Raw genomic sequence first — 26,631 nt, forward strand, 5'->3', positions numbered from 1 at the left:
CGTTGCGGGCAGGTACGCAGACGCAGAACGGCATCATCGGCGCAGCGCGCGGTTAGCAGGCGCGGGTCTGCTGGCGGCCAGGGCAGGCCACATCGCCGACGCCAGCGGTTCCGGGATCGGCACGGGCATGGGCGGAGCAGCAGTCTTCGCGCGCATTTCCGCGCACATCTCGGCATACAACGCCTCGTAACCGTCGATCATCGTTTCGGCATCGCAGATCGCAACGGCGCGCGCGCGGCTGTCCGATCGGGCGAGGTGCATCGCCCGTACGGCTGCGGTGGCAAGCGAGTCGACATCGTCGGGCGTCGCCAGCACGCCACTACCGTCATCGAGCAAGGTCGGGATCGCACCGCGCGCGAATGCCGCGACCGGTGTGCCGCACGCCAGTGCCTCGGCAACGACCAGCCCGTACGGTTCGTCCCAGCACGGCGTGCACAGGAATACCCGGGCACCTCCGATCAGCAACGATAGCAAGGCGTGATCGAGATGGCCGACATAGCGCACGGCATCGCGGAGATGCGGGGCCACCTCCTCGGCGTAATAGTCCGGATCGGAGATCGGACCGGCAATACGCAGCGGCAGCCCGACCTTTTGGGCCGCCGCGATCGCCAGATGAAGGCCCTTTTCGGGGACAATGCGACCATACCAGACCAGATAGGGATCGGCGTCGGGGACGGCCCGATAGGGGAAGCGGTCGAGATCGATACCGTTGCCGACGACCCGGTCGATCGGGACGATCGGCGACCACATCGTGCGGATCGCCTCCGATACGGCGACGAACCGGGTCGCTTCGGCGCGGCACAACCGAATGCCGCTCTCTAGCCAGCAGAATGGCGGGGTATGCAGCGTCGTGACCATCGGCATCGGCAACGTATCCGCCATCGCAACCGGCAGATAATGCAGTGAATTGTTGTGGACGATATCGAAGCCGCCGCGACGCAGCTCAGACATCAGCCGCAGATAGGCGTGATGTTCGCGGAAGAACGCGATGTCGGTCGCTTCCGCGACGCCGGTCGCCATCAGCGCGGTCTCGTCGCAGATCGCGGTCAACCCGGTCGCGGGATCGGACCGGGTCGACGCGAACAACACGACATCATGGCCACGCGCGCGAAGCCGGGTGGCAAGAAGATGCGTGTGCATCTCGAGTCCACCGGCAAACGGCTCGACGATCGCATGCTTCAGATGAGAGATAATCGCGATACGCATGATCGAGCCGAGCGTCCCCTTTATGGTTCAGCGTCGTAACGAGCGTGCGTCGGTATAAGACCCATATACAGATCGTGAATCGTGCTGATGGGGATCAATAGACCCGGTATACTATAGTTTAACCGGCTAGTGCGCTCGAATACGCGCAGCGCGCCGTGGAGACTATACGGGTTGTTCGCGCGAAATCTGTGTTCGGCAGAACAGTGATCCGAGGGTGTGCGATGATCACCGCCCGGCCGATGCGGACCTTTTAGGCAGGATGTCAGCGATGCGGCAACAGGATCACACGCTTGGGACGAGTCAGCGGATCGACTTGTCGACTGGCTCCGTTGCGGCGGCATACCTGGTGGCAATGCTGCCGATCTCGACATCGTCCTCGGCGACTTCGATCGCACGGTGAAGATGACAGGCGGCCAGATCGGCCCGGTCGCGGTCGAGCAACGCGAGCGCCATCTTCATCAGCGAAACAGCGGTTTGAGAACGTGTTAGCATGATCTAAGTTAGGATGACTGGTTTGAGGAGGCAAGCGAAAGCGGCGTGTTTCGTCCGGTTCGGATGCGACGGCACGGTGTGATCTCTTCCGCACGACGCCATGCCGATCGCCCTGATGTACAGCGTCACGCGCCTCTCTTGGGCACCGGCAATCAACCCAACATACCCGCATAGGTCTGCGGCGGCGGCGGCAACAGGACCCGCGCGCCGCCGCCGCTAGCCAGTACCAGCAGCAGTATGACGATACCGGCGCGGGCGATGTGTCGGGGCGGCGCGCGATCGGCCAGCAAAACCACCGCCACCGCGGTCGCGATCATCGGCCACAGGTGATAGCGCAGGTCCGACGCGATGCTGAGGACCGCGAAGCTCGCTTCCAGGGCGAGCGCGGAGACGAGTAGCGCCGTGGCAAGATCGCGGACCGGATCGCGGGCCGGATGGGGGGGACGCGACAGGCCTGTCGCCAGCGCGGTGACCGCGATCACGATCCAGCTGATCGGCCAGCCCAGCGGCGTCTCGACGATCATGGCGGTCAGGCTTTCCCAGTGCCGGGCGGCGGCGTTCGGACTGGCGAGACCGATCGTGTTGGGCTCCGACAGGGTCGGGGGGGCTGCGCTCGGCCAGTGCAACGGGACCAGCCAGCGATCGGTCGAGTTCAGATGCGCGAACCGGTGCGCCGCATAGGCGATCGGATGATGCAGCGCCGATCCGGCGAGTGTCTGGTAGAGCGTACCGGCGGGTAGCGCCCGGAGGCGCGCCATCGTCGTTCCGCAATGCGCGTCGTCGCCGAGCGGGTCCCAGAAGAAGGGCGAGGCGCAGTGGCGCGCGACCACGGTTTCGGCTTCGGCGCGGGTCAGGCCGATTGCGGTCCCGTCGGGTACGCGCGCGGCGATGCCGGCCAGATCGAACAACGCCTGCGTCGATTCCACGCCGCTGCGTTGCGCGCGCAAGATCTGGTGATTGACGACCGGCGCCACGCCTAGGACGACGACCACCGCAATCAGGCCGGTGATGATCTTGGCGACGGTTCCGGCGGGGCGGGGAGCGAGCGTCACCACCAAGGGCACGACGATGAAGACGGCGTTTGCGCGGACGAGGACCGCATAGGCCAGCAGCAATGCGGTCGGGACCCAGAGTGCGCGTGGCATGGGGCGGTGCGAGAGTCTGTACCAGCCGACGAGTCCGCATGCCCCGAGCATCGCGCCGGTCAGTTGCGCGTCCTTGAGGACGACGCCTTGCCACCCGAGAAACGGTGGCAACAGGCCGATGACGATGATCGCCACCGCGCTGCGGCTGCGCCCCGCTCGCGCCAGCGCGGCGGCGATCAGGCCGAGGCCGAGCCAGTAGGTGCCGAGCTGCAGCACCAGCATCGGCGTCGCAGCCGACCCGAGCGGTGCAAGCAGCGCCCAGGCGCGCGCCATCGCCGGCGGATGCCAGTCGTCGTACACCCCCGACAGGACCTGCTTATATTGCGCGACGGTGTCGTACATCGCGACCCCCGGCCAGAACAGCGCGAGCGAGGCCACGCACAGCGCCGTCGCAACGAGCGCGATGTGGCGCGGGGTGAGGCGGGAGGCAGGGTCGATCGACATTCGCGGGTCCTGCACCGGTGGCTCATGCGCCGCGAAATCCTGAGAACAGGACGTCGGGGCAAGGCGACCTTTCGGAGGCTCGTGCGCGAGGGTCAAGAGAGTTAGGGCCGAAACGGGATGGCTTGCCCGGTCTGGTCGGTTGGTTGGGTATCTCGCAACGTGATCCTGACGATCGTCAGGAGTCGGAGCCAAGAGCGTTGCGGGTGGTACCCCTGGGCCCCGACTTTCGTCGGGATGTCGGGGAGGGGGCATGCTCGAACTCTGATCCTCCCCCGCCCGGGGGGAGGTGGCGCCGAAGGCGACGGAGGGGGAGGATGCGGAACGGAGGTTTCCCTTTCCGCCCCCTCCGTCAGGCAAGCGCCTGCCACCTCCCCCTGGCGGGGGAGGATACCGGCATTAGTAGTGGATCGCGCGGCCATAGGCGGCGAGGACGCTCTCGTGCATCATCTCGGACAGTGTCGGATGCGCGAACACCGTTTCCATCAGCTCGGCCTCGGTCGTCTCGAGCTGGCGCGCGACGACATAGCCCTGGATCAGCTCGGTCACTTCCGCGCCGACCATGTGCGCGCCGAGCAGCTCGCCGGTCTTCGCGTCGAACACCGTCTTCACGAAGCCCTCGGCCTCGCCCAGCGCGATCGCCTTGCCGTTGCCGATGAAGGGGAATTTGCCGACCTTCAGCTCGTAGCCGGCTTCCTTCGCCTTCGCCTCGGTCATGCCGACCGATGCGACCTGCGGGCGCGAATAGGTGCAGCCGGGAATGTTGGCCTTGTCCATCTGGTGCGGCGAGCCGCCGGCGATCTTCTCGACCGCGATGATGCCCTCGTGGCTGGCCTTGTGCGCGAGCCACGGCGCGCCGGTGACGTCGCCGATCGCCCAGATGCCGTCGACGTTAGTGCGGCCATAGCCGTCGGTCTTGATATGGCCGCGGTCGGTCTCGACGCCCAAGGCCTCCAGCCCGATATTCTCGGTGTTGGGGACGATGCCGATCGCGATGATCGCGTGGCTGAAGGTCTCCTCCGAAACCTTGCCGTCCTTCGCCTTGATCTTGGCGGTCACACCGTTTGCCGAGGGGACGAGACCTTCGAGCCCGGTCTGGGTCAGCAGCTTGATGCCCTGCTTCGACAGCGCCTTGTCCATGAACGCCGACACTTCCTCGTCCTCGACGGGGAGGATGCGGGGGAGCATCTCGACAATCGTCACGTCGGCGCCCATGTCGTTATAGAAGCTGGCGAACTCGACGCCGATCGCGCCCGAGCCGATGACCAGCAGCTTGGTCGGCATCTCGGTCGGCACCATCGCATGGCGATAGGTCCAGATCCGCTCGCCGTCGGCCTTGGCGAACGGCAGGTCGCGTGCGCGCGCGCCGGTCGCGACGATGATGTTCTTGGCTTCGAGCTCGACGGTCTTGTCGCCCTGCTTGACGCTCAACTTGCCCTTGGCCGTCACGGTGCCGACGCCCTCGACGACGGTCACCTTGTTCTTCTTCATCAGGCCCTTCACGCCCGCGTTCAGCTGGCCGGCAACCTTCCGCGAACGGTCGACGATCTTGGCAAGGTCGAAGCCGACATTGTCCGCCTTGAGGCCGTAGCTCTCGGCGTTCTGCATATAGTGATAGATTTCGGACGTGCGGAGCAGCGCCTTGGTCGGGATGCAGCCCCAGTTGAGGCAGATGCCGCCCAGCCGCTCACGCTCGACGATCGCGACCTTTAGGCCGAGCTGCGACGCGCGGATCGCGGCGACGTACCCGCCGGGGCCCGAGCCGAGGATGACGAGATCATAGGTATCAGCCATTCGAAACCGTTTCTTTCATAAATTTTACAGCTGCCCGGCAATCAATGTCATTCGCCAACGCGTCAAGATAGCGCAAAACCCCTACCGCATTGGGCACGGAGACCTGAGATCCAAACCGGTCATGCTTGCATCCAACTTTCTCGATAAAGGTTTTATTTATCGTTGACCTGTTGTGCACAATGAGATTTCTAATTTCGACTATTCTTTTCACCCGACGCTTGGTTAACCAATGATCAAATATGGGGAATGATAGAGACTTTTTAATTTCGTCGCTAAGATCGACGATATTCATGTATCCGTACGACGATACGGTCTTTTCGATAGCAATTTTTCTTAGCTCTAAAATATCCGCAGATCCAAACAGCTCTCGGTATGTCACGCTGCCTTTTGGTACGATCTCTGGTCTAACCAGGTAAATCTTCAACAGCAGGTCGACAACGTAGCTTTGAAAATTATCGACTATTCTCGCGAGTAACATTTCTTCAACGGCGCGTTCAACTTTATCGAAGTCATAATCAGACTTCGTAAACTTCTTTTTTGTTCTTGCTCGGTGTAAGCCGAAATAGGCGACGCTTCCTACCTCGGTTACCCCGATGCCATGGTTCCAAAAGCGATCAAAAGCCTCTGTGGCGGTAGCCGGATAGGCAGCTGAAGCATATGTCACACGCCGGTCTCAGAAGGCGGCACTGGCCGCGGTTTGCGATCGTCGCCGACCGCCACGAAGATGAAACGCGCCTGGGTCACCTTGCAGCTGTCGTTGCTGTGGCGCGCGCGGCGCCACGCCTCGACCTCGATCGTCATCGAGGTGCGGCCGACCGCGATCAGTTCGGCGTAGACCGAGACCTCGTCACCGACGACGACGGGCATGTGGAATTTCATCGCGTCCGCGGCGATCGTGACGGCACGACCGCCGCTGCGCCGGGACGCGACCGAGCCGGCGGCAAGATCCATCTGACCCATCAACCAGCCGCCGAAGATGTCGCCATACGGGTTGGCGTCGGCGGGCATCGCGGTGACGCGGATCGTCGGGGCCTTTTCAGGCGGCAATTCGGTCACGCTTCACTCCTGCGGGTAGTTCTGTCGAGACGACGGGCGCGGCGCAATGGCCCCACGCCCATCAGCACGGTCGCGACCATCGCCGCGGCCCCGCACGCCCAGATCACGTCCTGCCCGAGCGGGTAGGACCATGCCGCCGCCCAGGTGATCGCGACGGCAACCGCGAGCCCTGCGAGGATGTGCAGGATCTCGATGGTCGTCTTCTTCATGTCGAAGCCGAACCGCACACCCCCGTTCGCCCTGAGCGAAGTCGAAGGGTGTCAGACTCACCTGCTTCGACTTCGCTCAGCACGAGCGGGGTGGGGGTGCGGGGTGCGGCGGTCATGCTTTCGAGCTTACGCCAGCATGCCCAGCGGGTTCTCGACGAGGTGCTTGAACGCCTTCATGAACTGCGCGCCGTCGGCACCGTCGATCGCGCGGTGGTCGAAGCTGCCGGTCGCCGACATGACGGTCGCCACGGTGAGCTCGTCGCCGACGACGTACGGACGCTTCTCGCCCGCGCCGACCGCGAGGATCATCGCCTGCGGAGGGTTGATGACCGCATCGAACTGCGTGATGCCGAACATGCCCATGTTGCTGATCGAGGCGGTGCCGCCCTGATATTCCTCGGGCTTGAGCTTGCCGTCGCGAGCGCGGGCGGCGAGGTCCTTCATCTGCGTCGAGATCGACGACAGCGAGGCGGTGTCCGCACCAACGATGATCGGCGTGATCAGACCCGATGGCGTGCTCACCGCGACCGAGATGTCGGCGCGCTGGAAGGTGATCAGCTGGTCCGGCGTGAACATCACGTTGCAGGTCGAAACCTGCATGAGCGCGACGGCCTGCGCCTTGATCAGCAGGTCGTTGACCGACAGCTTCACGCCGCGCGATTCGAGGCTCTTGTTCAACTCGCCGCGCAGCTTGAGCAGCGCGTCGAGGCGGATGTTCACGGTGAGGTAGATGTGCGGGACGGTCTGCTTCGACTCGGTCAGGCGACGCGCGATCGTCTTCCGCACGTTGCTGAGCTTAGTCGCTTCGTGCGGGATGTCGGGCACGGTCGCAGGCTTTGCGGCAGGTGCGGGGGCCGCAACGGCGGTCGGCTCAGTAGCTTCGGTCTTCGCAGCAACGGGCGCCGCACCCGGCTTGGCGTTGTCGACGTCGGCCTTGACGATGCGACCCTTCGGCCCCGAACCCGACACGGCACCGAGATCGATCCCCTTGTCGGCAGCAAGACGGCGCGCGAGCGGGCTCGCCTTAACGCGGTCACCGCTGGCGGTGGGCTTCGCCGCACCGGCGTCGTCGGGACGACCGTGATCCTCGGCCGACGCTTCGGTGCGCTCGACCGGCTTGGCCTCGGTCCCGGTCTTGTTCGGGTCCGTCGGATCGGGCTTGGCTTCCGATTCCTTCGCGGCGGGCGCGGGCGTCTCGCTCTTAGTGGGTGCCGACGAGACCGACGACGCATCCTCGCCCTCTTCCGCGATGATCGCGATGACGGTGCCGACCTTCACGTTGTCGGTACCCTCGGCGACGAGGATCTTCACCACGGTGCCCTCATCGACGGCTTCGAATTCCATCGTCGCCTTGTCGGTCTCGATCTCGGCCATCAGGTCGCCGGATTTCACGACGTCGCCCTCCTTGATCAACCATTTGGCGAGGGTACCCTCCTCCATGGTCGGGGACAGCGCAGGCATCTTGATCTCGATCGACATGGATTTCCCCAGGGCGTGACGTAACGGCATGCCTACTCGCGCCCTCGTCCGCTCGGGTCAACCCCGCCGCACTTGCGTATCTAACCGCCTCGGCCCAATTACCGGCAATAACGGGGGCTAAAATGCGCATTTATCTGGTGGTTATCGACGATAGTCCGGAAGCGGGCATTGCGTTGCGGTTCGCGGCACGGCGCGCGGTAAAGACCGGCGGCGGCGTCGAGATCCTCACCGTGATCCCGCCCCAGGAGTTCATCGCGTTCGGAGGCGTCCAGGCGACGATCGAGGAGGAGGCGCACCTTCACGCACAGGGTCTGGTCGCGGGTGCGGCGGGGACGTTGCTGGAGGAATCAGGCTTGCGTCCGTCGATCACGGTGCGTGAAGGCGAGGGGCCGAAGATCATCCGCGAGATGATTGAGGCGAACCCGGAGATAGCTGCGCTTGTGCTCGGCGCCGCGGCGACCGGCGCGCCGGGCGAACTGATCGCGCATTTCACCGGCGCCGATGCGGGCGCGCTGCCGGTGCCGGTGATGATCATCCCGGGCTCGCTGACGCGCGAGGCGATCGATCGGCTGAGCTGAGCGCCCGGGGCGGGCCGTTGGCGATAGCGGCCAGTGTCGTTGATGCCGCTAAGAAGGTCGATCAGCCGACGGGTACGGCGATCTTCTGATCCAGCAACAATTCCACCTTGTCGATACCGGTCTGCGTCAGTTGTAGCGCATCGATGCCGGGAAGCGTCGGTTCGAAGAGCGCCTTGGACTGCAGCACGCGCAGCCAACGAACGATCGTGGTCTGCGATAGCGGTATATGGCTGGCGACGGTCGCGATCGACGCGATCCGGCCCTCGGCTTCGGCGACATAGGTCAGCAGCAGGATCGTCCAGGCGTGATCGGCGAACAGGTCCGCCCCGAGGATGTCGTCACGCGCGCGCATGATATCTAGGAGTTCCCGAGCGCGACGCCACAGTCGATAGGGCGCGGGGTCTTGATCGAGGATGTTGTCGATCGTCGACAAGGTTCCGACCAGATGGCCACCATCGGATCCCATCACCCGGGAAACCTGAACGTCCACTGCGATGATGTCTCCCCTGCCACCGATATAGCGTTTGCGGATTTTTGCGGATTGTCCGTTGGCCTGGAGTGCGGAGACCTTCGCCAAGTTTAGCGCAAGATCGTCGGGATGTGTGATCGACATATACGAAATACCGATAAGTTGATCTCGCTCGCGCTGCAGCAGTGTTGCGACGGGGCCGTCGATCGCCTGTATGACACCGTCACTGTTCGATACTGAATGCCCGATGATCATCGATCGTCCTCTCAAGACAATCATATGTTTAGCATAAATATGAAAAATTTATCATACTTCGATCAGTTTTCGACCAATTCGAGTTTTGTAAGGTTCTGACATCAAAGCGGAGCTTGGTAAGCCTGCCGCTATCGCTGATCGACCGGTGCCTTACTATTGGCTTGAGCAGCGGTGCCGATCGCGGCACGGTCTGCCAATGTCGATATACGCTCTCCCGTCGCTGCTTGCCGCCGCTGCCGCTGCCGCTGCCCCGCTTCCTGCTCCAACGCCATTGCCCGCACCGTCTGTGAAACGGTTGCAGGCGGACGTCACGACGATGGTCGGTTTCGGTACCCGGCATACCGCGTCGACGACGACCGATCCGAGGCGGGGGATCGGCGCGGCTCGGACCTGGGCCGCAGAGCGATTCACGCAGATCGGCGCATCGTGTGGCGGATGTATCGTCGTCGACCGGATCGCCCGCTCGTTCACCGGGCCGCGTGCACAGGCCGGCGTCGTGGTCGAGGATGTGCTGGGGATCCAGAAGGGCCGCAACCCGAACCGCGTGGTGATCGTCGGCGCGCATATCGATAGCCGCGTGACCGACGTGATGAACGCCACCTCCGACGCGCCCGGCGCCAATGACAACGCGTCCGGCGTCGCGCTGGTGCTGGAGGCGGCACGGTTGCTGTCGCAACGGCAGTTCGACGCGACCATCGTCTACGCGGTGTTCTCAGGCGAGGAACAGGGCCTTTGGGGTGCCGAATTGCTCGCCGACACTGCCAAGGCGCGTGGTTGGTCGGTCTCGGCGATGCTGAACAACGATATCGTCGGCAACACCGTCGGGCAGGGCGGCGTCCGCGTTGCCGACAAGGTCCGGGTCTTTTCCGAAGGTATCCGCGCCTCGGAGGATCTGGCCGCGCAACAGGGGCGTCGTGCGGACGGCGGCGAGGATGATGGCCCCAGTCGGTCGCTGGCCAAGATGATCGACGGAGTCGCAGGCGATGTGCCGGGCGGGCTCGACGTGATGCTCGATCGCCGCCCGGACCGGTTCGGGCGCGGCGGCGATCACGAGCCATTTCTGAAACTCGGCTATCCCGCCGTGCGGTTTTCGGTCGCGGCCGAAAACTGGGACCGCCAGCATCAGGATCTCCGCACCGAGAAGGGCGTGGTCTATGGCGACACGATCGAGGGCATGGACTTTCCGTATCTCGCCAAGGTGACGGCGATCAACGTCGCGACCTTGGCTCGGATCGCAGCGGCACCCGCGGCTCCCGAAGACGTGTCGATGGCCGGAGCATTGTCGCGCGACACGACGATCAAGTGGACCGCAGTGCCGGGCGCCGTGAAGTACAGGGTTCGCTGGCGTCGCAACGATGTCCAGGACTGGACCGATGTGCGCGAGGTGGCAGCGACCGGACCCAATCCGCAGACAATGCTGTCGCAGGTGCCGGTCGACGACAATTTCGTCGGCATCTCGGCGGTTTCGGCCGATGGCGCGGAAAGCCTGGTAAGTTTTGCGGGACGCGAACGCCGCCGCTGATCGCGCGTATTCGGGAGGTGGGTCCGGCTCGCGCCGGGCCTGCTATCGTCCGCTGGCCAGGTAGCGATCAGGCGGCGACCGCATCTTTCCAACCACGGTTGGCGAGCGTGCGTGCGTCCTCGGCTGACATCGGCCGCCCGAAATAGAACCCCTGCGCATTGGTGCAGCCGAGATCGCGTAGAGCTCTGAGTTCGGCTTCGGTCTCGATACCCTCGGCCGTGGTGGCCATGCCGAGGCTCGTCGCAAGGGCGATCCCGGCGCGGACGATCGCCACGGCCTCGCGCACGCCGCAGGCCGCGTCGCGCACGAAATTGCGATCGATCTTGAGCGAGGAAAAGCGCGTGCGGCTGAGATAGCCGAGCGAGGAATGACCTGTGCCGAAATCGTCGAGGCTGAGGCGAACACCGAGTTCGGCCACACGATCGAGAATCTGCGTCGCACCAAGACCTTCATGCATGAAGACGCCTTCGGTCACTTCGAGCTCGAGCCGTTCGGGTGACACGCCCGTGCTCGCGAGCGCCGACGCGATCGTGGTCACGAAACTCGGATTGCGGAGTTGGTCTGCAGACACGTTGACCGCGATCCGCATGTCCGATGGCCAGCGCGCGGCTTCTTCGCAGGCGGTCCTGACCACCCAGGCGCCGATTGGACCGATCAGCCGGGTTTCCTCGGCAAGCGGAATGAACTTGGCCGGCGATACGCAGCCGAATTCGGCGCTGGTCCAGCGCAGCAACGCCTCGAAACCGCAGGGCAGCGCGCTGTCGGTCTCGACGATCGGCTGGTAGACGAGGTGCATCTCGCCCTTCTCGATGGCGTCGCGCAAAGCCATTTCGAGTATCCGCCGCTCTTCCGCCTGAACGTGAAGTTCTGGTTCGTACCGGCGGAACACGCCGCGTCCGGCGTCCTTGGCGCGATAGAGTGCGAGGTCGGCCGAACGGATCAGCATGTCGGCAGTGCGGCCGTCACGCGGACCGATCGCAAGGCCGATGCTGGCACCGATATGGAGTGTATGGGCGTCGATCTCATAGGGACGCGACAGCGAGGCGATGATCCGCTCGGCAAGCCGCTCGACCGCGGCGGCGTCGCTCGCGTCGCGGACCACCACCGCGAATTCGTCCCCGCCCAGGCGTCCGCAGGTCTCGTTGACGCCCATCAGCGCGTGGATCCGCTCCGATACACGACCAAGCAGTCGATCGCCGATCGGATGGCCAAGCGTATCGTTGACCGCTTTGAAGCGATCGAGATCGAGCATCATGAACGCATAGCGCCCGCCCCATCGATCGGCATCGGCCATCGCCTTCACAAGCGTCTCATTGACCATCAGTCGATTCGGCAGGCCGGTCAGGGTGTCGAAGCGCGCCATCCGGTTGATCTTGTCCGCTGACGCACGCTGTTCGGTTACGTCGGAGCCAACGCCGCGAAAGCCGTAGAACTCGCCGTGATCGTCAAAACGTGGCGACGCTGCCATGCTCCACCAGCGATCCTCCCCGCCAATCTGGACGGGAAGGCGCAGATCGCGGAAGCTTTCCCGCCGTTTCAGCCGCTCGGCCAAAGTGCGCAATGCGGTATCGAACTCGCCGGTTTCCCAGCTCGGGCCGGCCAGCAGCTGTAACAGCGGCAGGCCATTGATACTGGCCGGATCGAGGCCGCACGCAAAGGCAAACCGCGGGCTGGCCTTGACGACGCGGCGGGTCGCGTCGGTTTCCCAGAGCCAGTCGGCGCCGGTGCCGTCGAACTCGCCGAGCAACAGGCTGACCGTCTCGTTGCGATCGTCTAGAACGATCTCGCTCGCGCGGAGCATGATCAGCGCGCGCGCGCGATGGATGCACGCCACCATCAGCAAACCGGTGAACAGCAACAGGCCGAGCGCGGCGGCGAAACTGCTGGCGAAGGCGAGTTGGATGGCCATTGCCACACCAAGATAACCCAGGAATACGAGCGTCGCGGGTGCGAGCGGCGCCATCGCCAGGGCCGCCGCCGCCATCAGCACGGCAAGCGTGAGACCCAGCCCCGCGGTCGTCCCGGTCGGTGCATGCGTACAGAAGAAGACCGGCACCGCAGACCAGACGAGCGCAAGAACGAAGCCGTCCCAGATCGTGTGACGAAGCTGGCGCAGGCTCGCATAGCCGTCGCCGCGATGATCGGTGGCGAGCCGGCGAAACCCCACCCACACCGCCGCAGCGGCGACCAGCGCCGCCCACGCCGCGATCTGCCAATGCGGCACGACGCCTCGCAGCAGGAACGCAATCGCCAGCATCGCGACGATGTTGCTGGTGAGCAGGAACAGCGCCACGCGGCGCCCGGCGAACAACTGCGCCGCGCGGATCCGGCCCCAGACGACCGGATCGCCGCCTTCGCGGATCGCCAATAGCGTGGCGAGGTCGACGACGATGCGGCTCGACGCGGAAGGCGGGGTCTTGGTCACGCCAATGGCATAACCACGCGTTAGTTAGCGGAACGTATGCATCACACCAAACTGGATCTAATTGCTGTCGTTTTGGTCAAATCTAACCAGAACACGATCATTTTTAGCGCGGTCGGCCTGTTAGGCGGCAATATCATACGGTTTGATGTCACCGCTGAGATACAGGTTGCGCGCCTTGGCGCGGCTGAGCTTGCCCGACGACGTGCGCGGCAAAGTACGTGGCGGGATCAGTTCGATCAGGCAGTTCATGCCCGTCACCGACCGCACGCGCTCGCGGATTTCGTCGCGCAGGCGCAGGCGTTCGGCCTCGTCCGAGCTGCGGCACTGGACCAGTACCGCGGGGGTTTCCTCGCCGCCGGGCGTGGTGATCGCGAACGCGGCGATGTCGCCGGCCTTGAAGCCGGGGAGCTGCTCGACCGCCCACTCGATATCCTGCGGCCAGTGGTTCTTGCCGTTGACGATGATCATGTCCTTGGCGCGGCCGACGATGTAGATGTAGCCGTCCGACATATAGCCCATGTCGCCGGTATCGAGCCAACCATCCGCCATGCACGCCTCGGTCGCGGCGTCGTCGCGGAAATAGCCGACCATCACCGACTTGCCGCTGCACCACACCTTGCCGATCGCGCGATCGGGGAGCGGCGTGCCGTCCTCCTCGCGGATCTCGATTCGCATGTCGCGGACCGGCTTGCCGCAATTGACGATCGCCCGGTAGCGCTGGGGGCGGTCCCCGCCGCGCGAGCCGCCCGACAACTGCGTTTCCTCGACGAGTTCGACGCGGATGCCTTCGCCCGGCGGCATCAGCGATACCGCCAACGTCGCTTCGGCGAGACCATAGCTCGGCAGGAACGCGCTGGCCTTGAAGCCCGCATCGGCGAACGCGTCGACGAACGACTGCATCACGTCGGGGCGGATCATGTCGGCGCCGTTGCCCGCAACGCGCCAGCGCGACAGGTCGAAGCGGTCGCTCGCCTTGGTCTGCGACGACATGCGGCGGGCGCAGATATCGTAGCCGAAGGTCGGCGAATAGCTGAGCGTCGTGCCTTCGTTACGGCTGATCAGATCGAGCCAGGCGAGCGGGCGGCGCGCGAAATCCTCGGTCTTGAGATAATCGGTCGAGACCTGGTTGGCGATCGGCGACAGGAAGCAACCGACCAGCCCCATGTCGTGATACCAGGGCAGCCACGACACGCAGCGATCGGTGTCGCACACTTCCATGCCGTGGCTGTGCGCGGCAAGGTTGTTGAGCAGCGCGGCGTGCGTAATGACGACGCCGTGCGGGAAGCGCGTCGAGCCGCTCGAATATTGCAGGTACGCGATGTCGTCGGGCTTGGCCTCGGGCAGCGTTGCCACGGGGGCCTCGCGCATCGCGAACTCGGACCAGTCGATCCCGACGGTACCCGACAGGCGCGCAGCCTCGCCGGCCATCTGCGCCAGTTCGGGCGGGAAGATCAGCATCTTCGGATCGCAGCTCGCCAGCTGGACGCGGAGCTGTTCGATGTACGAGTCGCGACCGCCGAACGAGGTCGGCAGCGGCAGCGGAACGGGCCATGCGCCAGCATAGACGACGCCGAAAAACAGCGCGGCGAACTCGGGGCCTGTCTCGGCAACGAGCGCGATGCGGTCGGCAGGCGCGACGCCGGCGGCGATCAGGCGGTCGGCCATCGCGCGGGCATCGGTACGGAGTTGCGCATAGGGGTAAGGCTGCGACAATGTGCCACGCGCGTCGTGGAAGTTAAGTCCACGCTTACCGCTGGCGGCGTAGTCCAGCGCTTCGCCCAGCGTACCGAAATCGGCGAAACGACGCGGCAGGGCGTCTTCGGTCGGCGTCGCAACGATTGCCGCTACGGTCGTGCCGTCCTTGTTGGCCGTGTCGGTCGTCATCGCAGTTCCTGCCTTGGTTGGTCGCGGTGCTCGCACACCACACCTATCTTAAGTCTAGCCGTTCAACTTCGGGTGCCAGTGTGGCACAATGATGGCGTGACCGATGATAGCCACAGCGAAAGCAACGCGTTTCCCTCGTCGCCGGATGCCGGCGACCCGGAAAACGACGCGTTCGACGAAAGCGGTGGCACGAAGCGGCGCGGCGGCAAGAGCTGGGGCAAAGGCGGCGGGAAGGGCGGCGGCAAGGAGAGCGGCAAGGAACGGGCCCGCGAGCGTCCCGCGCCGAGACCGCTCGATGCCGCGGCGCTCGAACAGATGGCGTTGCGCTATGTCGAGCGATTCGCGACGACGCGGGGGCGGCTCACCGATTATCTTATGCGCAAAATCCGCGAGCGTGGCTGGGACGGGGGCACCGGCGCGGCGCTGGCGGAGCCCGGCGACCTCGCACAGCGGATGGCCGATCTCGGCTATGTCGATGACCGCGCCTTCGCCGAACAACGGGCTGCTGCGATGCAGCGACGTGGCTTGGGGGCACGGCGGGTTGCGGGCGCATTCCGAGAGGCCGGCATCGACGAAGGCGATGCGGAGTCGGTGGCGCCGGCGATCGCGGACCGCGCAGTCGAATCGGCACTGGCCTATGCACGGCGCAAACGAATCGGGCCGTATGGCAGTGGCGAGGGCGACCGGAAGCTGCACGAAAAGCAGCTCGCGGGAATGCTGCGCGCGGGGCACAGGTTCGATCTCGCACGCAAAATTGTTGCTGCACCGCCGTCCGACACCCCCGAGTTGCTCGATTTCGAGTGAACACGACAACGGATTCATTGCGACTGCGACGAACCGTGCTAGCAAGGCGCTCAGGGGTGTAACAATGCGTAACGACACGCAGCAGGTGCTGACATGCCGGTAGAAATGGGGCCAGTGGAGGTGGGAACGACGACGCTTGCGGGCGGTGGCTTCGCGACCGGTGGTCTTGTGGGCGGCGGCCTGACGAGCGGCGGTCTCACGAGCGGCGGCCTCGTGGGGGACGGCCTCGGGGGCGGGGAGCGCGTGAGTGCCGTGATCGTCGGCGGTGTCGTGCCGGAGGCCCGTGCCATCGGCGGGGTCATCAAATGGTTCGACGTGACGCGCGGCTTCGGGTTCGCGGTCGCGGACGACGAGACCGTCGGCGATATCCTGGTGCATTTCTCCGTCCTGCAACCCCATGGCCGCCGCAGCCTTCCCGAAGGCGCGCGAGTCGAGACCTTGTCGGTGCAACGCGGCCGCGGGTTCCAGGCACGCGAGATCGTCTCGATCGACATGACCAACGCGGTCGACGAGACGGTCCGTGCGCCGTCGTCACCCGACCGGATCGATCCGATCGCGATGATCGACGCCGCCGGACCGTTCGAAGCGGCATCGGTCAAATGGTTCAACCGTTTGAAGGGCTATGGTTTTCTGATACGCGGCGCCGATGGCAGCGATATCTTCGTCCACATGGAAACGCTGCGCCGCGCCGGGATCGAATCGGTCGAACCCGATCAACCGTTGCGGGTGCGCGTCGTCGACGGGCGCAAGGGGCCGCTGGCCGTTGCGGTCGAAAAGGATCTGGGATGAGTTTCACTGCCAAGGCCGCGTTGGCGGCGGTGCTGGCGCTGGGCGCCGGCGCCGGGGGTGTCGCGTACATGAATAGCGGCGCTGATACCGAGGTGACCAAGGACGGCACACTCGCGCTCACGATCAAGAGCACGAACGGGATGCATGCGTTCACGGTCGAGAGCGCGAAGACGCTCGACGCGCAGGCGCGGGGGCTGATGTTCCGTACCGACCTGAAGCCCGATGGCGGCATGCTGTTCTGGCCCTATCCGCCGGCCGGTGGCGCGCCTGTGGTCGCGAACTTCTGGATGAAGAATACGCCGAGTTCGCTGGATATCATCTACATCCGCGCCGACGGCACGATCGCGCGGATCGCCGAGAATACGGTGCCGTTCTCGGAAACGCCGATTCCGTCGGGGGAACCGGTCGGGGCGGTGCTGGAACTGATGGGCGGCCGGGCTGCGGAACTGGGGATCGCCGAGGGTGATCTGGTGACGTGGGACAAGGCGAAGTAGGCGCTTCCTCCGGGGTGGGCAAAAAACGCTCTCCCAAAAGCTCGTCATCCCAGCGAAAGCTGGGATCTCCCCGTTCCAAGCCAGCGCTCGCCAACGGGGATACCCCAGCTTTCGCTGGGGTGACGGAATAGTGGGGGTGGCGGAATAATGGGGGCGAGTGATTACGGTCCGAGGATGCTTGGGCTGACGGAGGGGGAGTTCGTTATCGAGGGGGCGTCACCCCTCCGACTGGCTTCGCCAGCCCCCTCCCTTTGCGGGGGGGGATCAATCCTGACGGCATCGGTGGCTGTATTCCCCTATCATCGAGGTTGAAGCCCGCCCCCACTCGGGTTAAGCGCCCGTCATGGGCTTTCTCGCATCGACATTCACGTGGTGGAACGGCGCCACCCTCGGCACCAAATTCGGCCTGCGCAGCATGGCGAAGATGGGTGAGGACGCGCTCGGCAACGTCTATTACCAGGGCGGCAAGGACACCGCCGGCAACCCGCGTCGCTGGGTGATTTACCAGGGCGCGACCGACGCGAGCCGCGTGCCGCCGGCGTGGTTCAGCTGGCTGCATCACCAGGTCGACGATGTGCCCGATCGCGCATTGCCGCCGATCCGCGCCTGGCAGAAGCCCGCCGTGCCCAACATGACCGGCACCGCGCTGGCCTATCGGCCATCGGGTGCGCTTGAAAAGGGTGGCAAGCGTGCCGCCGCGACGGGCGATTACGAAGCCTGGACGCCCGAAGGGTGATCATGCGCTGGCTCGCCGCGACCGTGTTGGTCGTGGCGTTGGCGGTGGGCGGCTGGTTCGGATACCGCGCGCTTACCACGCCTGCGACTCCGGTTGCCGCGGTCCAGCAGGACCTGCCCGGGCCCGATGACGCCGGCAATTCCTCGATCGAGACGATCGATACCGGCGCCGCCGCGATCGCCAATGGCGGCACGCCGATGGCGCAGCGCGTCGCGGTGCTCGGCCTGCTCAACAAGCGTAACGGCGAAACCCGCGAAGTGACGCTGAGGCCCGGGCAGGCGACTCGGATGGGCGATGTCGTGCTGCGGCTTCGCGCGTGTGAGCAGACCGCGCCGTGGGAGCAGGAACAACTGACCGGCGCGTTCGTCCAGGTGCTGGTGCGCGGCGTCGACGCGCATTGGCGGCGGACGTTTTCGGGTTGGCTGTACAAGGAACGCCCCGCGCTGAACGCGGTGCAGCATCCGATCTACGACGTCTGGACCAAGAGCTGCGCGATGACCTTCCCGGCGACCGGCCCCGACACCGCGCCGCCGGCCGAAGCCTTGCCCGCCAAGCGATCGAGCGCACGGAAATCACCGGCTGCCGAGGCCGCCCCGGCGGCGGACGACGGCTTGAGCGCACCGTCGAGCGCCGCGCCCAGCAACGCCACGTAATCCGCGCGGTCGATCTCGATCGCGCCGAGCGAGGCGAGGTGCGAGGTCTGGAACTGGCAATCGAGCAGCGTGAACCCGCCCGCGCGTAGCCGGGCGACGAGGTGTGCGAGCGCGACTTTCGACGCGTCGGTCGCGCGGCTGACCATGCTCTCGCCGAAGAATGCGCGGCCGAGCGACAGGCCGTAGAGCCCACCGACCAGCTTGCCGCCGTCCCAGCATTCGACCGAATGCGCGAACCCCATCGCGTGCAGCGTCTGGAAGACGCGTTCGATGCCGTCGTTGATCCACGTCTCGGGGCGGCCCTCGACGCTTTCGGCGCACAATTGCACGACGCGGTCGAAGGCGGTGTCGACGGTGACCTGGAAGCGGTCGGCGACGATCGTTTTCCGAAGCGAGCGCGAGAGCTGGAAGCCGTCGAGCGGGAGGACGGCGCGGCGGCGGGGCTCGACCCAGTAGACGCTGGCGGCGTCGCGGCTGTCCGCCATCGGGAACACGCCGACCGAATAGGCGCCGAGGACGAGTTGCGGGTCTAATATGTCGCTCATGCAGTCAGCCGGTGTTCGATCCGGCGCCAGAGATCTGCGAACGCCTGCGCCGCGGCCGACTTCGGGGCGAACACGCCGACCGGGGCGCGCTTGACCGCCATCGACTCGATCCCGCTCGCCATCGGGATGACCGGCCAGTCGGGATGCCGTTCGAGGGCCTCGGCATGCAGCGCGCGGCGCTTGTCGACCATGACGTGCACCGGGAGCAACGCCGTCCGCCCGCCGAGATGATCGACGACCGCGTCATAGGCGCGGGTCGAGAGCGGGGACGGGATCACCGGAATCACGATCAGGTCGGCGGCGCGCATCACTTGGTCCGCGGTCTCGGTCAGGCCGGGCGGGCAGTCGAGGATCACGCGGTCATAGGTCTTCAGGTCTGCGAGCAACTTCGCGAGCCGCTTCTTTTTGTCGAGATCGTGGAACAGCTGGTCGAGCCCGCGCAGCGACGCGTCGGCGGCGATCAGGTCGAGGTGGCGGTAGGCGGTCGGCCGCGCCTGCTTGGCGACCGGCACGTCCTTCGAGAACATCGCCTGCGCCTGATCGACTTTGCCCGCACCGCCCAGCACCCAGGTCGAGGCGGCCTGCGGGTCGAGGTCCCACAGCAAGGTGCGGCGTGCGGACAGGGTCGCGGCGCACCACGCCAGGTTCACCGAAAGCGTCGTCTTCCCGACGCCACCCTTGAGGCTGTAGATCGCAACTGTTGCCATCGCGGCAGCGTGCCGGTCCGCGGCGGCGAGGGCAAGAGTGCGCGGCACAAAGAAAAACGGCCGGCGGATGATCCGCCGGCCGTTTCGGAACGAACAAACGCCAAAGACTTACGCGTGGCAGATCTGGGCCGACTTGCCCGGCGCGGTCAGCGTGACGTTGGTCTCACTGCCGGTCATCGACCAGCCGCCCTCGGCGGTCTTCGGCGCGCCGGCGACATCCGACTTCAGCGTCGTCGGGGTGCCGTCCTTCTTGGTACGCACCACCGCCTGCTTGTCGCCCTGGAAGAACGTCACGTAGAGCAGGCTGTTGTCCTTGCAGCGCAGCGTCGCCTCGGACTTGATCGCCGGCGGCAGCTCGACCGGCGCGGCGTTGGCGAGCGTGTTGGCCATCGGATCGGGATTGCTGTCCAGCACCTCGGGCGTAGCGGGCTTGGAGTTGCAGGCGGCCAGCACGAGCAGCGCGGCGACGGCGGAGAGGGGGAGGATTTTCATAGCGGAACCTCGCTTCGCGCATGCAGCATGGAGCGTCAAGGCTTATGGCCTTTCGTTCGCCCAGACGTTCGCCGCGCCGATTTTGCCTGACGACGAGCCGTGGCGTTTTCGCGACGGCGGCGTTACCGGATATGGGGCGGCACGAAATCCGGCGTGTCGCCAAGCGAATCGATCCGGTCGTCGAGCACCGCGATCGGCGTCATCAGATGCGCGGCAATCAACGTCTCGCCAAGTCCGTCGAGGAGGCGCAGCGCTTCGTCGAGAAGCGCGCGGACGTTCAAATACGGTTCCACGATGCTTTGCCTCCGCCCAGAGATGAGGCGTCGATGTAACATAGATCAAGCGGGAGACCTAAATTCGGCGGTCGATGGGTTCATGCGGTTGGCGGTTTGATACGACAAAGTTTCGCTCGCTTGCCCGGTGTCGCTGGGGACGCCACATACAGTCCATGCAAACGACACCCGACACGCTCGCCCTTATCGGCAACACCCCGCTCGTCCGGCTGAAGGGACCCAGCGACGCCACCGGCTGCGACATCTTCGGCAAGTGCGAATACGCCAATCCCGGCGCGTCGGTGAAGGATCGCGCGGCGCTGTTCATCGTCGAGGACGCCGAGCAGCGCGGCTTGCTCCAGCCCGGCGGCACGATCGTCGAGGGGACCGCCGGCAATACCGGGATCGGCCTCGCGCTGGTCGCCAATGCGAAGGGCTACAAGACGATCATCGTCATGCCCGAGACGCAAAGCCGCGAGAAGATGGACACCCTGCGCGCGTTGAATGCCGAACTCGTGCTCGTCCCGGCCGCGGCCTTCTCCTCGCCCTGCCATTTCGTCCACACCTCGCGGCGGATCGCCGAGGAGACGCCGGGGGCGGTGTGGGCGAACCAGTTCGACAACACCGCCAACCGCCGCGCGCATATCGTCGGCACTGCGGAGGAGATCTGGACGCAGATGGAAGGCCGCATCGACGGCTTCACCTGCGCCGCAGGAACCGGCGGGACGATCGCCGGCGTCGGGCTCGGGTTGAAGGCGAAGGACGAGAGTGTCTGCATCGCGCTGACCGACCCGCACGGCGCGGCGCTCTATAATTACTATGCGCACGGCGAGCTGAAGTCCGAGGGATCGTCGGTCGCCGAAGGAATCGGGCAGGGGCGGATCACCGCCAATCTCGAGGGCGCGCCGATCGACACGCAGTTCCGGATTTCCGATCAGGAGGGCTATGCCTGGGTCCGCCGTCTGCTCGACGAGGAGGGGCTGTGCCTCGGGCTGTCGTCGGGAATAAATGTCGCGGGCGCGGTGGCGCTGGCGCGACATCTGGGACCAGGCAAGCGGATCGCGACGATTCTGTGCGACACCGGATTCCGCTACCTATCGACCTTGTACGACCCGGCGTGGCGTGAGGCGAAGGGGCTCGGGTGAGCGACGTCATGCGCGGGAATCGACAGCGGCGCGGCGGTCGGGTATCCTGGCGCGGCAAGATGAAGCTAAACCATGAACCCTCGCAGAGCATGCAGCGCATCAAGGTCGGGATGATCGGCCTCGCCGCGGTCGTGCTGCTGATCGGCCTTGCGAGTGCGATCATCGGATCGGCCAGCCGCGAGCGTCCGGTCGCGACCGCGGGGACGGCACAAGCGGACGTGGTCGCCAACATGGCGGTCTCGAACGTAATCGACACGAAGAGTGCGGGGGAGCCACTGGCCGAGATGGGCGTGGCCCCGAGCGCGAACGCCCAGGCGCCTGCGCCATAGGGTTTGGCCTTGGTTTTGTGACCGCAACTTCGGTTTGACGGGCCTCGCGATCGATTTGGCCCGTCGCCTCGACCTGGCTCGGCTCGTCACCTCGACCTAGCTCGTCACCCCAGCGAAAGCTGGGGTCTCCCGTGGGGCAGATGACGTACTCCCTACGATGAGACCCCAGCTTTCGCTGGGGTGACGGGTGGTTGGGTGACGGATGGATGGGTGAGGCCATGGCTGGGTGAGACCTGGCTAAGTAAGTGATGGCCAGGTGACGTCGCAGCCCGGCTCGTCACCTAGGCCTAGCTCGTTACCCCAGCGAAAGCTGGGGTCTCCCGCGAGGCAGGCGACGCATGCCTTACGATGAGACCCCAGCTTTCGCTGGGGTGACGGATGGTTGGTGCGGGCATGGCCGGGTGACGTCGCGGCCCGGTTCGTCACCTCGACCTAGCTCGTCACCCCAGCGAAAGCTGGGGTCTCCCGCGGGGCAGATGGCGCACGCCTTGCGATGAGACCCCAGCTTTCGCCGGGTGACGAATGGTTGGGGTGACGGTGGCTGGGTGAGGGCGGGCCTGGGTGGCGGGATACGCTGACTTACACGCACCGATGTAACCCTATCCCCGAAAATCCCCCGCCCAGATCGCCACCGCCACGCCGATGGAACCCGATCTGCACGGAATTCCCTCCAAACCGGCGCGCGAAACTCGTCGCAAATCCCTACAATCCCCAAAAATCCCGTTGCGTCCCCGAAGCTCTATGGTAGATGGAGGTTAATACAGGGGCATTTTCATCGTTCGCTGAAAACGCGGTCGAAACGTAGCGATGGCTGCTTTTCGAGGCGGTGAAGCGTGCGCGCCAGTTCGAAGGGTTTTGGCGTGTCGGTACGGGGTCGCTATCAAGGAGACGGTATCGGCCTTGTCGACGACAAGGGCCGGGTAGCCATCCCCTCGGCACTCCGCACGATGCTCTCGGCAAATGCGCCCAAGGCGAACGGCAAGGACGGCGGGACCATCATCATCGGCGCGCATCAGAAGAATCGCTGCCTGGTCGCGTATGATCCCGGTTACGTCGACATCCTCGCCGAGCGCCTCGATCGCCGCGAATCCGAGAATCCTTCCGAGAATGGCGAGTACGACTACAATATCAAGCGCGCCGCCGCGTCGGGCGAAGCGGTGCCGTTCGATGGCTCCGGTCGCTTCATCATGCCGGCGTTCCCGCGCTTCTACGCCGGCATCAAGGGCCATGCGTTCTTCTATGGCGTGCTCGATTATATCGAGATCTGGGACCCCGCGACGCTGATCGCCACCGACGGCATGCCCCCCGTCGTCAAGGAGATGGCGCGCTTCTACATGGCCGAGAAGGGGGTGCAGCTGTGAGCACTCTTGAAGCTCCGCATATCCCGGTATTGCTCGACGAAGTCCTGGCCGCGCTTTCCCCCGAGCCCGGCGAGACGATGGTCGACGGCACGTTCGGTGCGGGCGGCTATACGCTGGCGCTGCTCAAGTCGGGTGCCCGGATCGTCGCGTTCGACCGCGATCCAGACGCGATTGCCAATGGTCGAGCCATGGAAGAAGCCGAAGAAGGCCTGACCCTGATCGCCGCGGACTTCTCGGCGATGGCGTCCGAGCTTGAAGCGCGTGGCCTCGCGCCGGTCGACGGCGTGACGCTCGATATCGGCGTGTCGTCGATGCAGCTCGACCAGGCCGAGCGCGGCTTCTCGTTCCAGTCGGATGGCCCGCTCGACATGCGGATGGCGCAGGCCGGCATGTCGGCGGCGGACTTCGTCAACGAGGCGGACGAGAACGAGATCGCCGACGTGCTGTATCAGTACGGCGACGAGCCCAAGTCGCGTCGCGTGGCCCGCGCGATCGTCGCGGCGCGCCCGCTGACGCGGACCGGCGAGCTGGCGCACATCGTCCGCCGCGCGCTCGGCTACAAGGCGCACGACAAGAAGGACCCCGCGACGCGGGCGTTCCAGGCGATCCGCATTCATGTGAACCGCGAGCTGGGCGAACTGGCGGACGGATTGCTCGCGGCCGAACGCGTGCTGAAGCCCGGCGGTCGGCTCGCGATCGTGACGTTCCACAGCCTCGAGGACCGGATGGTGAAGCGCTTCCTGCGCACGCGGTCCGGTGGGTCGCCTTCAGGTTCGCGTCATCTTCCGCAGGTGAAAGCCGTTGCGGAACCTAGTTTTTCTCATGTCGGCCGCGGTGTTCGCGCCGGCGAGGCCGAGATCGCACGCAACCCGCGTGCGCGCTCGGCGACATTACGGACGGCGCGGCGGACCTCCGCGCAACCCTGGACGGAAGAGGTGACGACATGACGGCGGCGTATCGGATGAAGGGTGTGGGCTGGTTCGGGGGCTGCGTAGCCGTCGTGCTCGGTTTCTACCTCGTGTCGCTGCAGGTCGCCGCTGAGCGCAAGAAGCTGGAGGCGGTCAATGGTCAGATCCGCTCCGCGCAGCGCGACATCCGCGCGCTGGAAACCGAGTTCGACACGCGGGGCAATCTTGCGCAGCTCGAGCGCTGGAATGGCGACACGCTGGCCTTGTCGGCGCCAACCGCCGGCCAGTTCGTCGTGAGCGAGGCCGCGCTCGCGGCGCTCGACGTCAACAGCCTGCGCGCCGACGGGGTCCAGACCGCCGCGCTGCTGGTGCCGTCGGGGGCGGGGTCCGTCGTCTCCACGTCGATCGTGCCGGTTACCGCTGCTCCTGCCGTGGTGAAGCTTGCTCCGGTGCAGATGGCGCAGGTCAGCGCACCGCGCGCGATGAACGTCGCGATCCAGGCTGCGTCGAAGACCGCGCTCAAGCCGGTCGTGATCCGCGCGTCGGTATCGACGCCGCGCTCGGCCGAGGCCGCACTCGTCCGCGCTGCCAAGACCGAACGCCTCGCCGCCGTCGCGAAGGTCCGTCCGCAGGCAGTGGCGATGCTCGACCGCAAGCTCCTGTCCGACACGACGCTGGGCGACATCATGAGCGGCGCCCGCTCCGAGAGCCGTAAGCGGCGGTGACCGCCTTGGTCGCCCGGCCCGTCTCGCAGCAACGTAGCGCCAACCAGCGTCATGCACTGGTGGCGACGGCGCACACGCGCCTGATGATGCTGATGTTCCTGTTCGGAGCAGCGGTGCTGGTGGTGGTCGGGCGGCTCGGGATGCTGGCGGTGCAGGCGTCGCTCGCCGATCCGCAGGCGCGCTCGGCGGCGATCGCGGCACGCGGCGATATCGTCGATCGTAACGGCGCGCCGCTCGCGCGGACGATCGATGCGTGGACGATCGCGGTGCACCCGAAGAAGCTGATCGGCGATCCGACCGAGATCGCCAGCAAGCTCGCCGCGCTGATGCCCGAGGCGGGCGACCAGGCGCATTATTATGCGCTGCTGACGTCGGGCAAGAGCTTCATCTATCTCCAGCGACGCGCGTCGCCGGCACTGGTCGAGCAGGTCAACGCGATCGGCGAGCCCGCGATCGTGTTCGACCGCGATACGCAGCGACTGTATCCGCAGTCGACGATGGCGGCGCATGCGCTCGGCTTCCTGTCTACCGCGGGCCACGGCATGAGCGGGATGGAGCGTGTCCTCGACGAGCGGCTGACCAACCCGGCGCTGAACGGCACGCCCGTCGCGCTGTCGCTCGACAACCGCGTCCAGGCGGCGATGGAGAGCGAACTCGGCCGCGCTATGACGACGTTTTCGGCCCGTGGCGCTGGCGGCATCGTCCTCGACGTCTCGACCGGCGAGGTGATCGCGATGGTCTCGCTGCCGACCTTCAATCCCAACCGCGTCGGCATGTCGGGCAGCGAGCAGCTCCGCAATATCACGACGCAGAGCGTGTTCGAGCTCGGCTCGACGTTTAAGCCGATCACGATGGCGACCGCGATGGATACCGGCGTCGTGACGTCGTTCGCGCGGCGGTTCGACGCGACGCATCCGCTCCAGGTCGGGCGTTTCACGATCCACGACGAGCGCGGCGATCCGAAGCGGTGGCTGAACATGGCCGAGACGCTGATCTATTCGTCCAACATCGCTACCGCGCGCGTCGCCGACGAGGTTGGGCCCGCGAAGATGCAGGCGATGTTCAAGAAATTGGGCTTCGATACCAAGCCCGATATCGAACTGCGCGAGAAGGGCCGTCCGTTGTGGCCGAAATACTGGGCGCGCACGACGACGATGACCACCGCCTACGGGCACGGCATCGCGGTGACCCCGCTGCATCTGGCGAGCGCGTATGCGGCGCTGGTCAATGGCGGGATCTGGCGGCCGGCGACGTTGCTGAAGGTCGCGCCGGGGCATGCGGTTGCCGGTCGTCGCGTCATCAGCGAGCAGACCAGCGCGCGGATGCGGCAGATGCTGCGGCTGATCGTGCAGCGCGGCACGGGTCGCAAGGGCGATGCACCGGGCTACCGCGTCGGTGGCAAGACCGGGACGGCCGAGGCCGCTGTGTCGGGCGGGTATGATCATTCGCGCAACGTCGCGACGTTTGCCGCGGCGTTTCCGATGGATGGACCACGGTATGTCGTGCTCGCGATGCTCGATTCTCCGCTCGGCACCAAGGAGACAGGCGGGTGGAAGACTGCGGCGTACAACACCGCACCAGTCGTCGGACGGACGATCTCGCGCGTCGGTGCGATCCTGGGCGTGGTGCCCGACGCGCACCGCGACATCGACGAGTCTGACATCCTGCCGACTTTGTGGCAGGACCCGTCGCGTACACAGCCGACCGGGCAATGAG

General features: G+C 65.6%; 27 protein-coding genes and 1 pseudogene. 13 read left to right on the plus strand and 15 right to left on the minus strand.

Going from position 1 to position 26,631, the window contains the following annotated elements:
* Positions 1-33: 33 nt before the first annotated feature.
* From C8J40_RS15645 to C8J40_RS15675, 8 genes are all read right to left on the minus strand, one after another.
* Positions 34-1,206, minus strand: a complete 1,173-nt coding sequence (locus C8J40_RS15645; RefSeq protein WP_132897808.1) for a glycosyltransferase — start codon at positions 1,204-1,206, stop codon at positions 34-36.
* A gap of 300 nt (positions 1,207-1,506) precedes the next feature.
* Positions 1,507-1,698, minus strand: a complete 192-nt coding sequence (locus tag C8J40_RS20395) for a hypothetical protein (RefSeq protein ID WP_165911480.1) — start codon at positions 1,696-1,698, stop codon at positions 1,507-1,509.
* A gap of 152 nt (positions 1,699-1,850) precedes the next feature.
* Positions 1,851-3,287, minus strand: a complete 1,437-nt coding sequence (locus tag C8J40_RS15650; protein WP_132897809.1) for a hypothetical protein — start codon at positions 3,285-3,287, stop codon at positions 1,851-1,853.
* Positions 3,288-3,683: 396 nt separating this feature from the next.
* On the minus strand, positions 3,684-5,078 hold the full coding sequence (gene lpdA / locus C8J40_RS15655) for a dihydrolipoyl dehydrogenase (protein ID WP_132897810.1): 1,395 nt from the start codon (positions 5,076-5,078) through the stop codon (positions 3,684-3,686).
* The gene (locus C8J40_RS15660) at positions 5,071-5,742 is read right to left on the minus strand and encodes a hypothetical protein (RefSeq protein WP_132897811.1); all 672 of its coding nucleotides are present in this window, start codon (positions 5,740-5,742) and stop codon (positions 5,071-5,073) included. The genes lpdA and C8J40_RS15660 overlap by 8 nt, the downstream gene beginning before the upstream one ends.
* Positions 5,739-6,086, minus strand: a complete 348-nt coding sequence (locus tag C8J40_RS15665) for an acyl-CoA thioesterase (RefSeq protein ID WP_132897976.1) — start codon at positions 6,084-6,086, stop codon at positions 5,739-5,741. The genes C8J40_RS15660 and C8J40_RS15665 overlap by 4 nt, the downstream gene beginning before the upstream one ends.
* Positions 6,087-6,130: 44 nt before the next feature.
* On the minus strand, positions 6,131-6,343 hold the full coding sequence (locus C8J40_RS15670) for a hypothetical protein (RefSeq protein ID WP_132897812.1): 213 nt from the start codon (positions 6,341-6,343) through the stop codon (positions 6,131-6,133).
* Between the two features lie 126 nt (positions 6,344-6,469).
* Positions 6,470-7,822 (minus strand): pyruvate dehydrogenase complex dihydrolipoamide acetyltransferase, encoded by a 1,353-nt coding sequence (locus C8J40_RS15675; protein WP_132897813.1) that lies wholly within the window; start codon positions 7,820-7,822, stop codon positions 6,470-6,472.
* Between the two features lie 122 nt (positions 7,823-7,944).
* Between C8J40_RS15675 and C8J40_RS15680 the strand changes: the two genes are divergently transcribed.
* Positions 7,945-8,400 carry a universal stress protein gene (locus C8J40_RS15680; RefSeq protein ID WP_132738806.1) on the plus strand — a complete coding sequence of 152 codons (456 nt, stop codon included), beginning with the start codon at positions 7,945-7,947 and terminating at the stop codon, positions 8,398-8,400.
* Between the two features lie 61 nt (positions 8,401-8,461).
* On the opposite strand, the gene C8J40_RS15685 is transcribed toward C8J40_RS15680, so the two are convergent.
* The gene (locus C8J40_RS15685) at positions 8,462-9,148 is read right to left on the minus strand and encodes a PAS domain-containing protein (RefSeq protein WP_347812477.1); all 687 of its coding nucleotides are present in this window, start codon (positions 9,146-9,148) and stop codon (positions 8,462-8,464) included.
* Between the two features lie 172 nt (positions 9,149-9,320).
* On the opposite strand from C8J40_RS15685, the gene C8J40_RS15690 reads away from it, so the two are divergent.
* Complete coding sequence (locus C8J40_RS15690; RefSeq protein WP_132897815.1) at positions 9,321-10,646, plus strand: M20/M25/M40 family metallo-hydrolase; 1,326 nt, start codon at positions 9,321-9,323, stop codon at positions 10,644-10,646.
* A 67-nt stretch (positions 10,647-10,713) separates the two neighbouring features.
* On the opposite strand, the gene C8J40_RS15695 is transcribed toward C8J40_RS15690, so the two are convergent.
* Complete coding sequence (locus tag C8J40_RS15695; RefSeq protein ID WP_132897816.1) at positions 10,714-13,071, minus strand: EAL domain-containing protein; 2,358 nt, start codon at positions 13,069-13,071, stop codon at positions 10,714-10,716.
* Between the two features lie 120 nt (positions 13,072-13,191).
* Positions 13,192-14,955, minus strand: coding sequence for a fatty acyl-AMP ligase (locus tag C8J40_RS15700; RefSeq protein WP_132897817.1), 1,764 nt, complete (start codon positions 14,953-14,955; stop codon positions 13,192-13,194).
* A 96-nt stretch (positions 14,956-15,051) separates the two neighbouring features.
* On the opposite strand from C8J40_RS15700, the gene C8J40_RS15705 reads away from it, so the two are divergent.
* The 5 genes and pseudogenes from C8J40_RS15705 to C8J40_RS20790 all read left to right on the plus strand — a co-directional run.
* Positions 15,052-15,759, plus strand: coding sequence for a RecX family transcriptional regulator (locus C8J40_RS15705; RefSeq protein ID WP_347812478.1), 708 nt, complete (start codon positions 15,052-15,054; stop codon positions 15,757-15,759).
* A gap of 93 nt (positions 15,760-15,852) precedes the next feature.
* On the plus strand, positions 15,853-16,548 hold the full coding sequence (locus tag C8J40_RS15710; protein ID WP_347812479.1) for a cold shock domain-containing protein: 696 nt from the start codon (positions 15,853-15,855) through the stop codon (positions 16,546-16,548).
* Positions 16,549-16,616: 68 nt separating this feature from the next.
* Positions 16,617-17,042 (plus strand): DUF192 domain-containing protein, encoded by a 426-nt coding sequence (locus tag C8J40_RS15715; RefSeq protein WP_207901255.1) that lies wholly within the window; start codon positions 16,617-16,619, stop codon positions 17,040-17,042.
* A gap of 343 nt (positions 17,043-17,385) precedes the next feature.
* Positions 17,386-17,778 (plus strand): NADH:ubiquinone oxidoreductase subunit NDUFA12, encoded by a 393-nt coding sequence (locus tag C8J40_RS15720; protein ID WP_132738795.1) that lies wholly within the window; start codon positions 17,386-17,388, stop codon positions 17,776-17,778.
* A gap of 197 nt (positions 17,779-17,975) precedes the next feature.
* Positions 17,976-18,302 (plus strand): annotated as a pseudogene (locus C8J40_RS20790) (DUF2155 domain-containing protein); the annotation flags it as partial.
* On the opposite strand, the gene aat reads toward C8J40_RS20790, so the two are convergent.
* The 4 genes from aat to C8J40_RS20400 all read right to left on the minus strand — a co-directional run bounded on the left by aat (position 18,245) and on the right by C8J40_RS20400 (position 20,468).
* Complete coding sequence (gene aat / locus C8J40_RS20795; protein WP_132897819.1) at positions 18,245-18,976, minus strand: leucyl/phenylalanyl-tRNA--protein transferase; 732 nt, start codon at positions 18,974-18,976, stop codon at positions 18,245-18,247. The pseudogene C8J40_RS20790 and the gene aat overlap by 58 nt on opposite strands.
* Positions 18,973-19,683 carry a ParA family protein gene (locus C8J40_RS15735; RefSeq protein ID WP_132897820.1) on the minus strand — a complete coding sequence of 237 codons (711 nt, stop codon included), beginning with the start codon at positions 19,681-19,683 and terminating at the stop codon, positions 18,973-18,975. Before C8J40_RS15735 ends, aat begins: the two co-directional genes overlap by 4 nt.
* Before the next feature lie 108 nt (positions 19,684-19,791).
* Complete coding sequence (locus C8J40_RS15740) at positions 19,792-20,175, minus strand: hypothetical protein (RefSeq protein WP_132897821.1); 384 nt, start codon at positions 20,173-20,175, stop codon at positions 19,792-19,794.
* Between the two features lie 122 nt (positions 20,176-20,297).
* Entirely contained in the window at positions 20,298-20,468 is a 171-nt protein-coding gene (locus tag C8J40_RS20400; protein ID WP_165886524.1) for a hypothetical protein, read from the minus strand.
* 155 nt (positions 20,469-20,623) lie between these two features.
* Between C8J40_RS20400 and C8J40_RS15745 the strand changes: the two genes are divergently transcribed.
* From C8J40_RS15745 to C8J40_RS15770, 6 genes are all read left to right on the plus strand, one after another.
* Positions 20,624-21,592 (plus strand): cysteine synthase A, encoded by a 969-nt coding sequence (locus C8J40_RS15745; RefSeq protein WP_132897822.1) that lies wholly within the window; start codon positions 20,624-20,626, stop codon positions 21,590-21,592.
* A gap of 59 nt (positions 21,593-21,651) precedes the next feature.
* A complete protein-coding gene (locus C8J40_RS15750) occupies positions 21,652-21,921 on the plus strand; it encodes a hypothetical protein (RefSeq protein ID WP_243693430.1) in 270 nt (89 codons plus the stop codon).
* Between the two features lie 833 nt (positions 21,922-22,754).
* Complete coding sequence (locus C8J40_RS15755) at positions 22,755-23,282, plus strand: division/cell wall cluster transcriptional repressor MraZ (RefSeq protein WP_243693431.1); 528 nt, start codon at positions 22,755-22,757, stop codon at positions 23,280-23,282.
* Positions 23,279-24,229: a 16S rRNA (cytosine(1402)-N(4))-methyltransferase RsmH gene (gene rsmH, locus C8J40_RS15760; RefSeq protein ID WP_132897823.1), complete on the plus strand. Its 951-nt coding sequence runs from the start codon at positions 23,279-23,281 to the stop codon at positions 24,227-24,229. The genes C8J40_RS15755 and rsmH overlap by 4 nt, the downstream gene beginning before the upstream one ends.
* Positions 24,226-24,915, plus strand: coding sequence for a hypothetical protein (locus C8J40_RS15765; protein WP_056060249.1), 690 nt, complete (start codon positions 24,226-24,228; stop codon positions 24,913-24,915). Before rsmH ends, C8J40_RS15765 begins: the two co-directional genes overlap by 4 nt.
* A complete protein-coding gene (locus C8J40_RS15770) occupies positions 24,912-26,630 on the plus strand; it encodes a penicillin-binding protein 2 (RefSeq protein ID WP_132897824.1) in 1,719 nt (572 codons plus the stop codon). The genes C8J40_RS15765 and C8J40_RS15770 overlap by 4 nt, the downstream gene beginning before the upstream one ends.
* Position 26,631 lies beyond the last annotated feature (1 nt).

Origin of the sequence: Sphingomonas sp. PP-CC-3A-396, from assembly GCF_004343105.1 — a bacterium.
Lineage (GTDB): Bacteria > Pseudomonadota > Alphaproteobacteria > Sphingomonadales > Sphingomonadaceae > Sphingomonas.

Excerpts from the sequence above, each read along its gene's own strand:
- C8J40_RS15675 (WP_132897813.1), bottom strand. The coding sequence starts at position 7,822 with ATGTCGATCGAGATCAAGATGCCTGCGCTGTCCCCGACCATGGAGGAG.
- C8J40_RS15685 (WP_347812477.1), bottom strand. The coding sequence starts at position 9,148 with ATGATTGTCTTGAGAGGACGATCGATGATCATCGGGCATTCAGTATCG.
- C8J40_RS15745 (WP_132897822.1), top strand. The coding sequence starts at position 20,624 with ATGCAAACGACACCCGACACGCTCGCCCTTATCGGCAACACCCCGCTC.
- C8J40_RS15720 (WP_132738795.1), top strand. The coding sequence starts at position 17,386 with ATGGGCTTTCTCGCATCGACATTCACGTGGTGGAACGGCGCCACCCTC.
- aat (WP_132897819.1), bottom strand. The coding sequence starts at position 18,976 with ATGAGCGACATATTAGACCCGCAACTCGTCCTCGGCGCCTATTCGGTC.
- C8J40_RS15710 (WP_347812479.1), top strand. The coding sequence starts at position 15,853 with ATGCCGGTAGAAATGGGGCCAGTGGAGGTGGGAACGACGACGCTTGCG.
- C8J40_RS15735 (WP_132897820.1), bottom strand. The coding sequence starts at position 19,683 with ATGGCAACAGTTGCGATCTACAGCCTCAAGGGTGGCGTCGGGAAGACG.
- C8J40_RS20395 (WP_165911480.1), bottom strand. The coding sequence starts at position 1,698 with ATGCTAACACGTTCTCAAACCGCTGTTTCGCTGATGAAGATGGCGCTC.
- C8J40_RS15740 (WP_132897821.1), bottom strand. The coding sequence starts at position 20,175 with ATGAAAATCCTCCCCCTCTCCGCCGTCGCCGCGCTGCTCGTGCTGGCC.
- C8J40_RS15690 (WP_132897815.1), top strand. The coding sequence starts at position 9,321 with ATGTCGATATACGCTCTCCCGTCGCTGCTTGCCGCCGCTGCCGCTGCC.
- C8J40_RS15665 (WP_132897976.1), bottom strand. The coding sequence starts at position 6,086 with ATGCCCGCCGACGCCAACCCGTATGGCGACATCTTCGGCGGCTGGTTG.
- C8J40_RS15670 (WP_132897812.1), bottom strand. The coding sequence starts at position 6,343 with ATGAAGAAGACGACCATCGAGATCCTGCACATCCTCGCAGGGCTCGCG.
- C8J40_RS15750 (WP_243693430.1), top strand. The coding sequence starts at position 21,652 with ATGAAGCTAAACCATGAACCCTCGCAGAGCATGCAGCGCATCAAGGTC.
- C8J40_RS15645 (WP_132897808.1), bottom strand. The coding sequence starts at position 1,206 with ATGCGTATCGCGATTATCTCTCATCTGAAGCATGCGATCGTCGAGCCG.
- C8J40_RS15700 (WP_132897817.1), bottom strand. The coding sequence starts at position 14,955 with ATGACGACCGACACGGCCAACAAGGACGGCACGACCGTAGCGGCAATC.
- C8J40_RS15715 (WP_207901255.1), top strand. The coding sequence starts at position 16,617 with ATGAATAGCGGCGCTGATACCGAGGTGACCAAGGACGGCACACTCGCG.
- lpdA (WP_132897810.1), bottom strand. The coding sequence starts at position 5,078 with ATGGCTGATACCTATGATCTCGTCATCCTCGGCTCGGGCCCCGGCGGG.
- C8J40_RS15765 (WP_056060249.1), top strand. The coding sequence starts at position 24,226 with ATGACGGCGGCGTATCGGATGAAGGGTGTGGGCTGGTTCGGGGGCTGC.
- C8J40_RS15680 (WP_132738806.1), top strand. The coding sequence starts at position 7,945 with ATGCGCATTTATCTGGTGGTTATCGACGATAGTCCGGAAGCGGGCATT.
- C8J40_RS15650 (WP_132897809.1), bottom strand. The coding sequence starts at position 3,287 with ATGTCGATCGACCCTGCCTCCCGCCTCACCCCGCGCCACATCGCGCTC.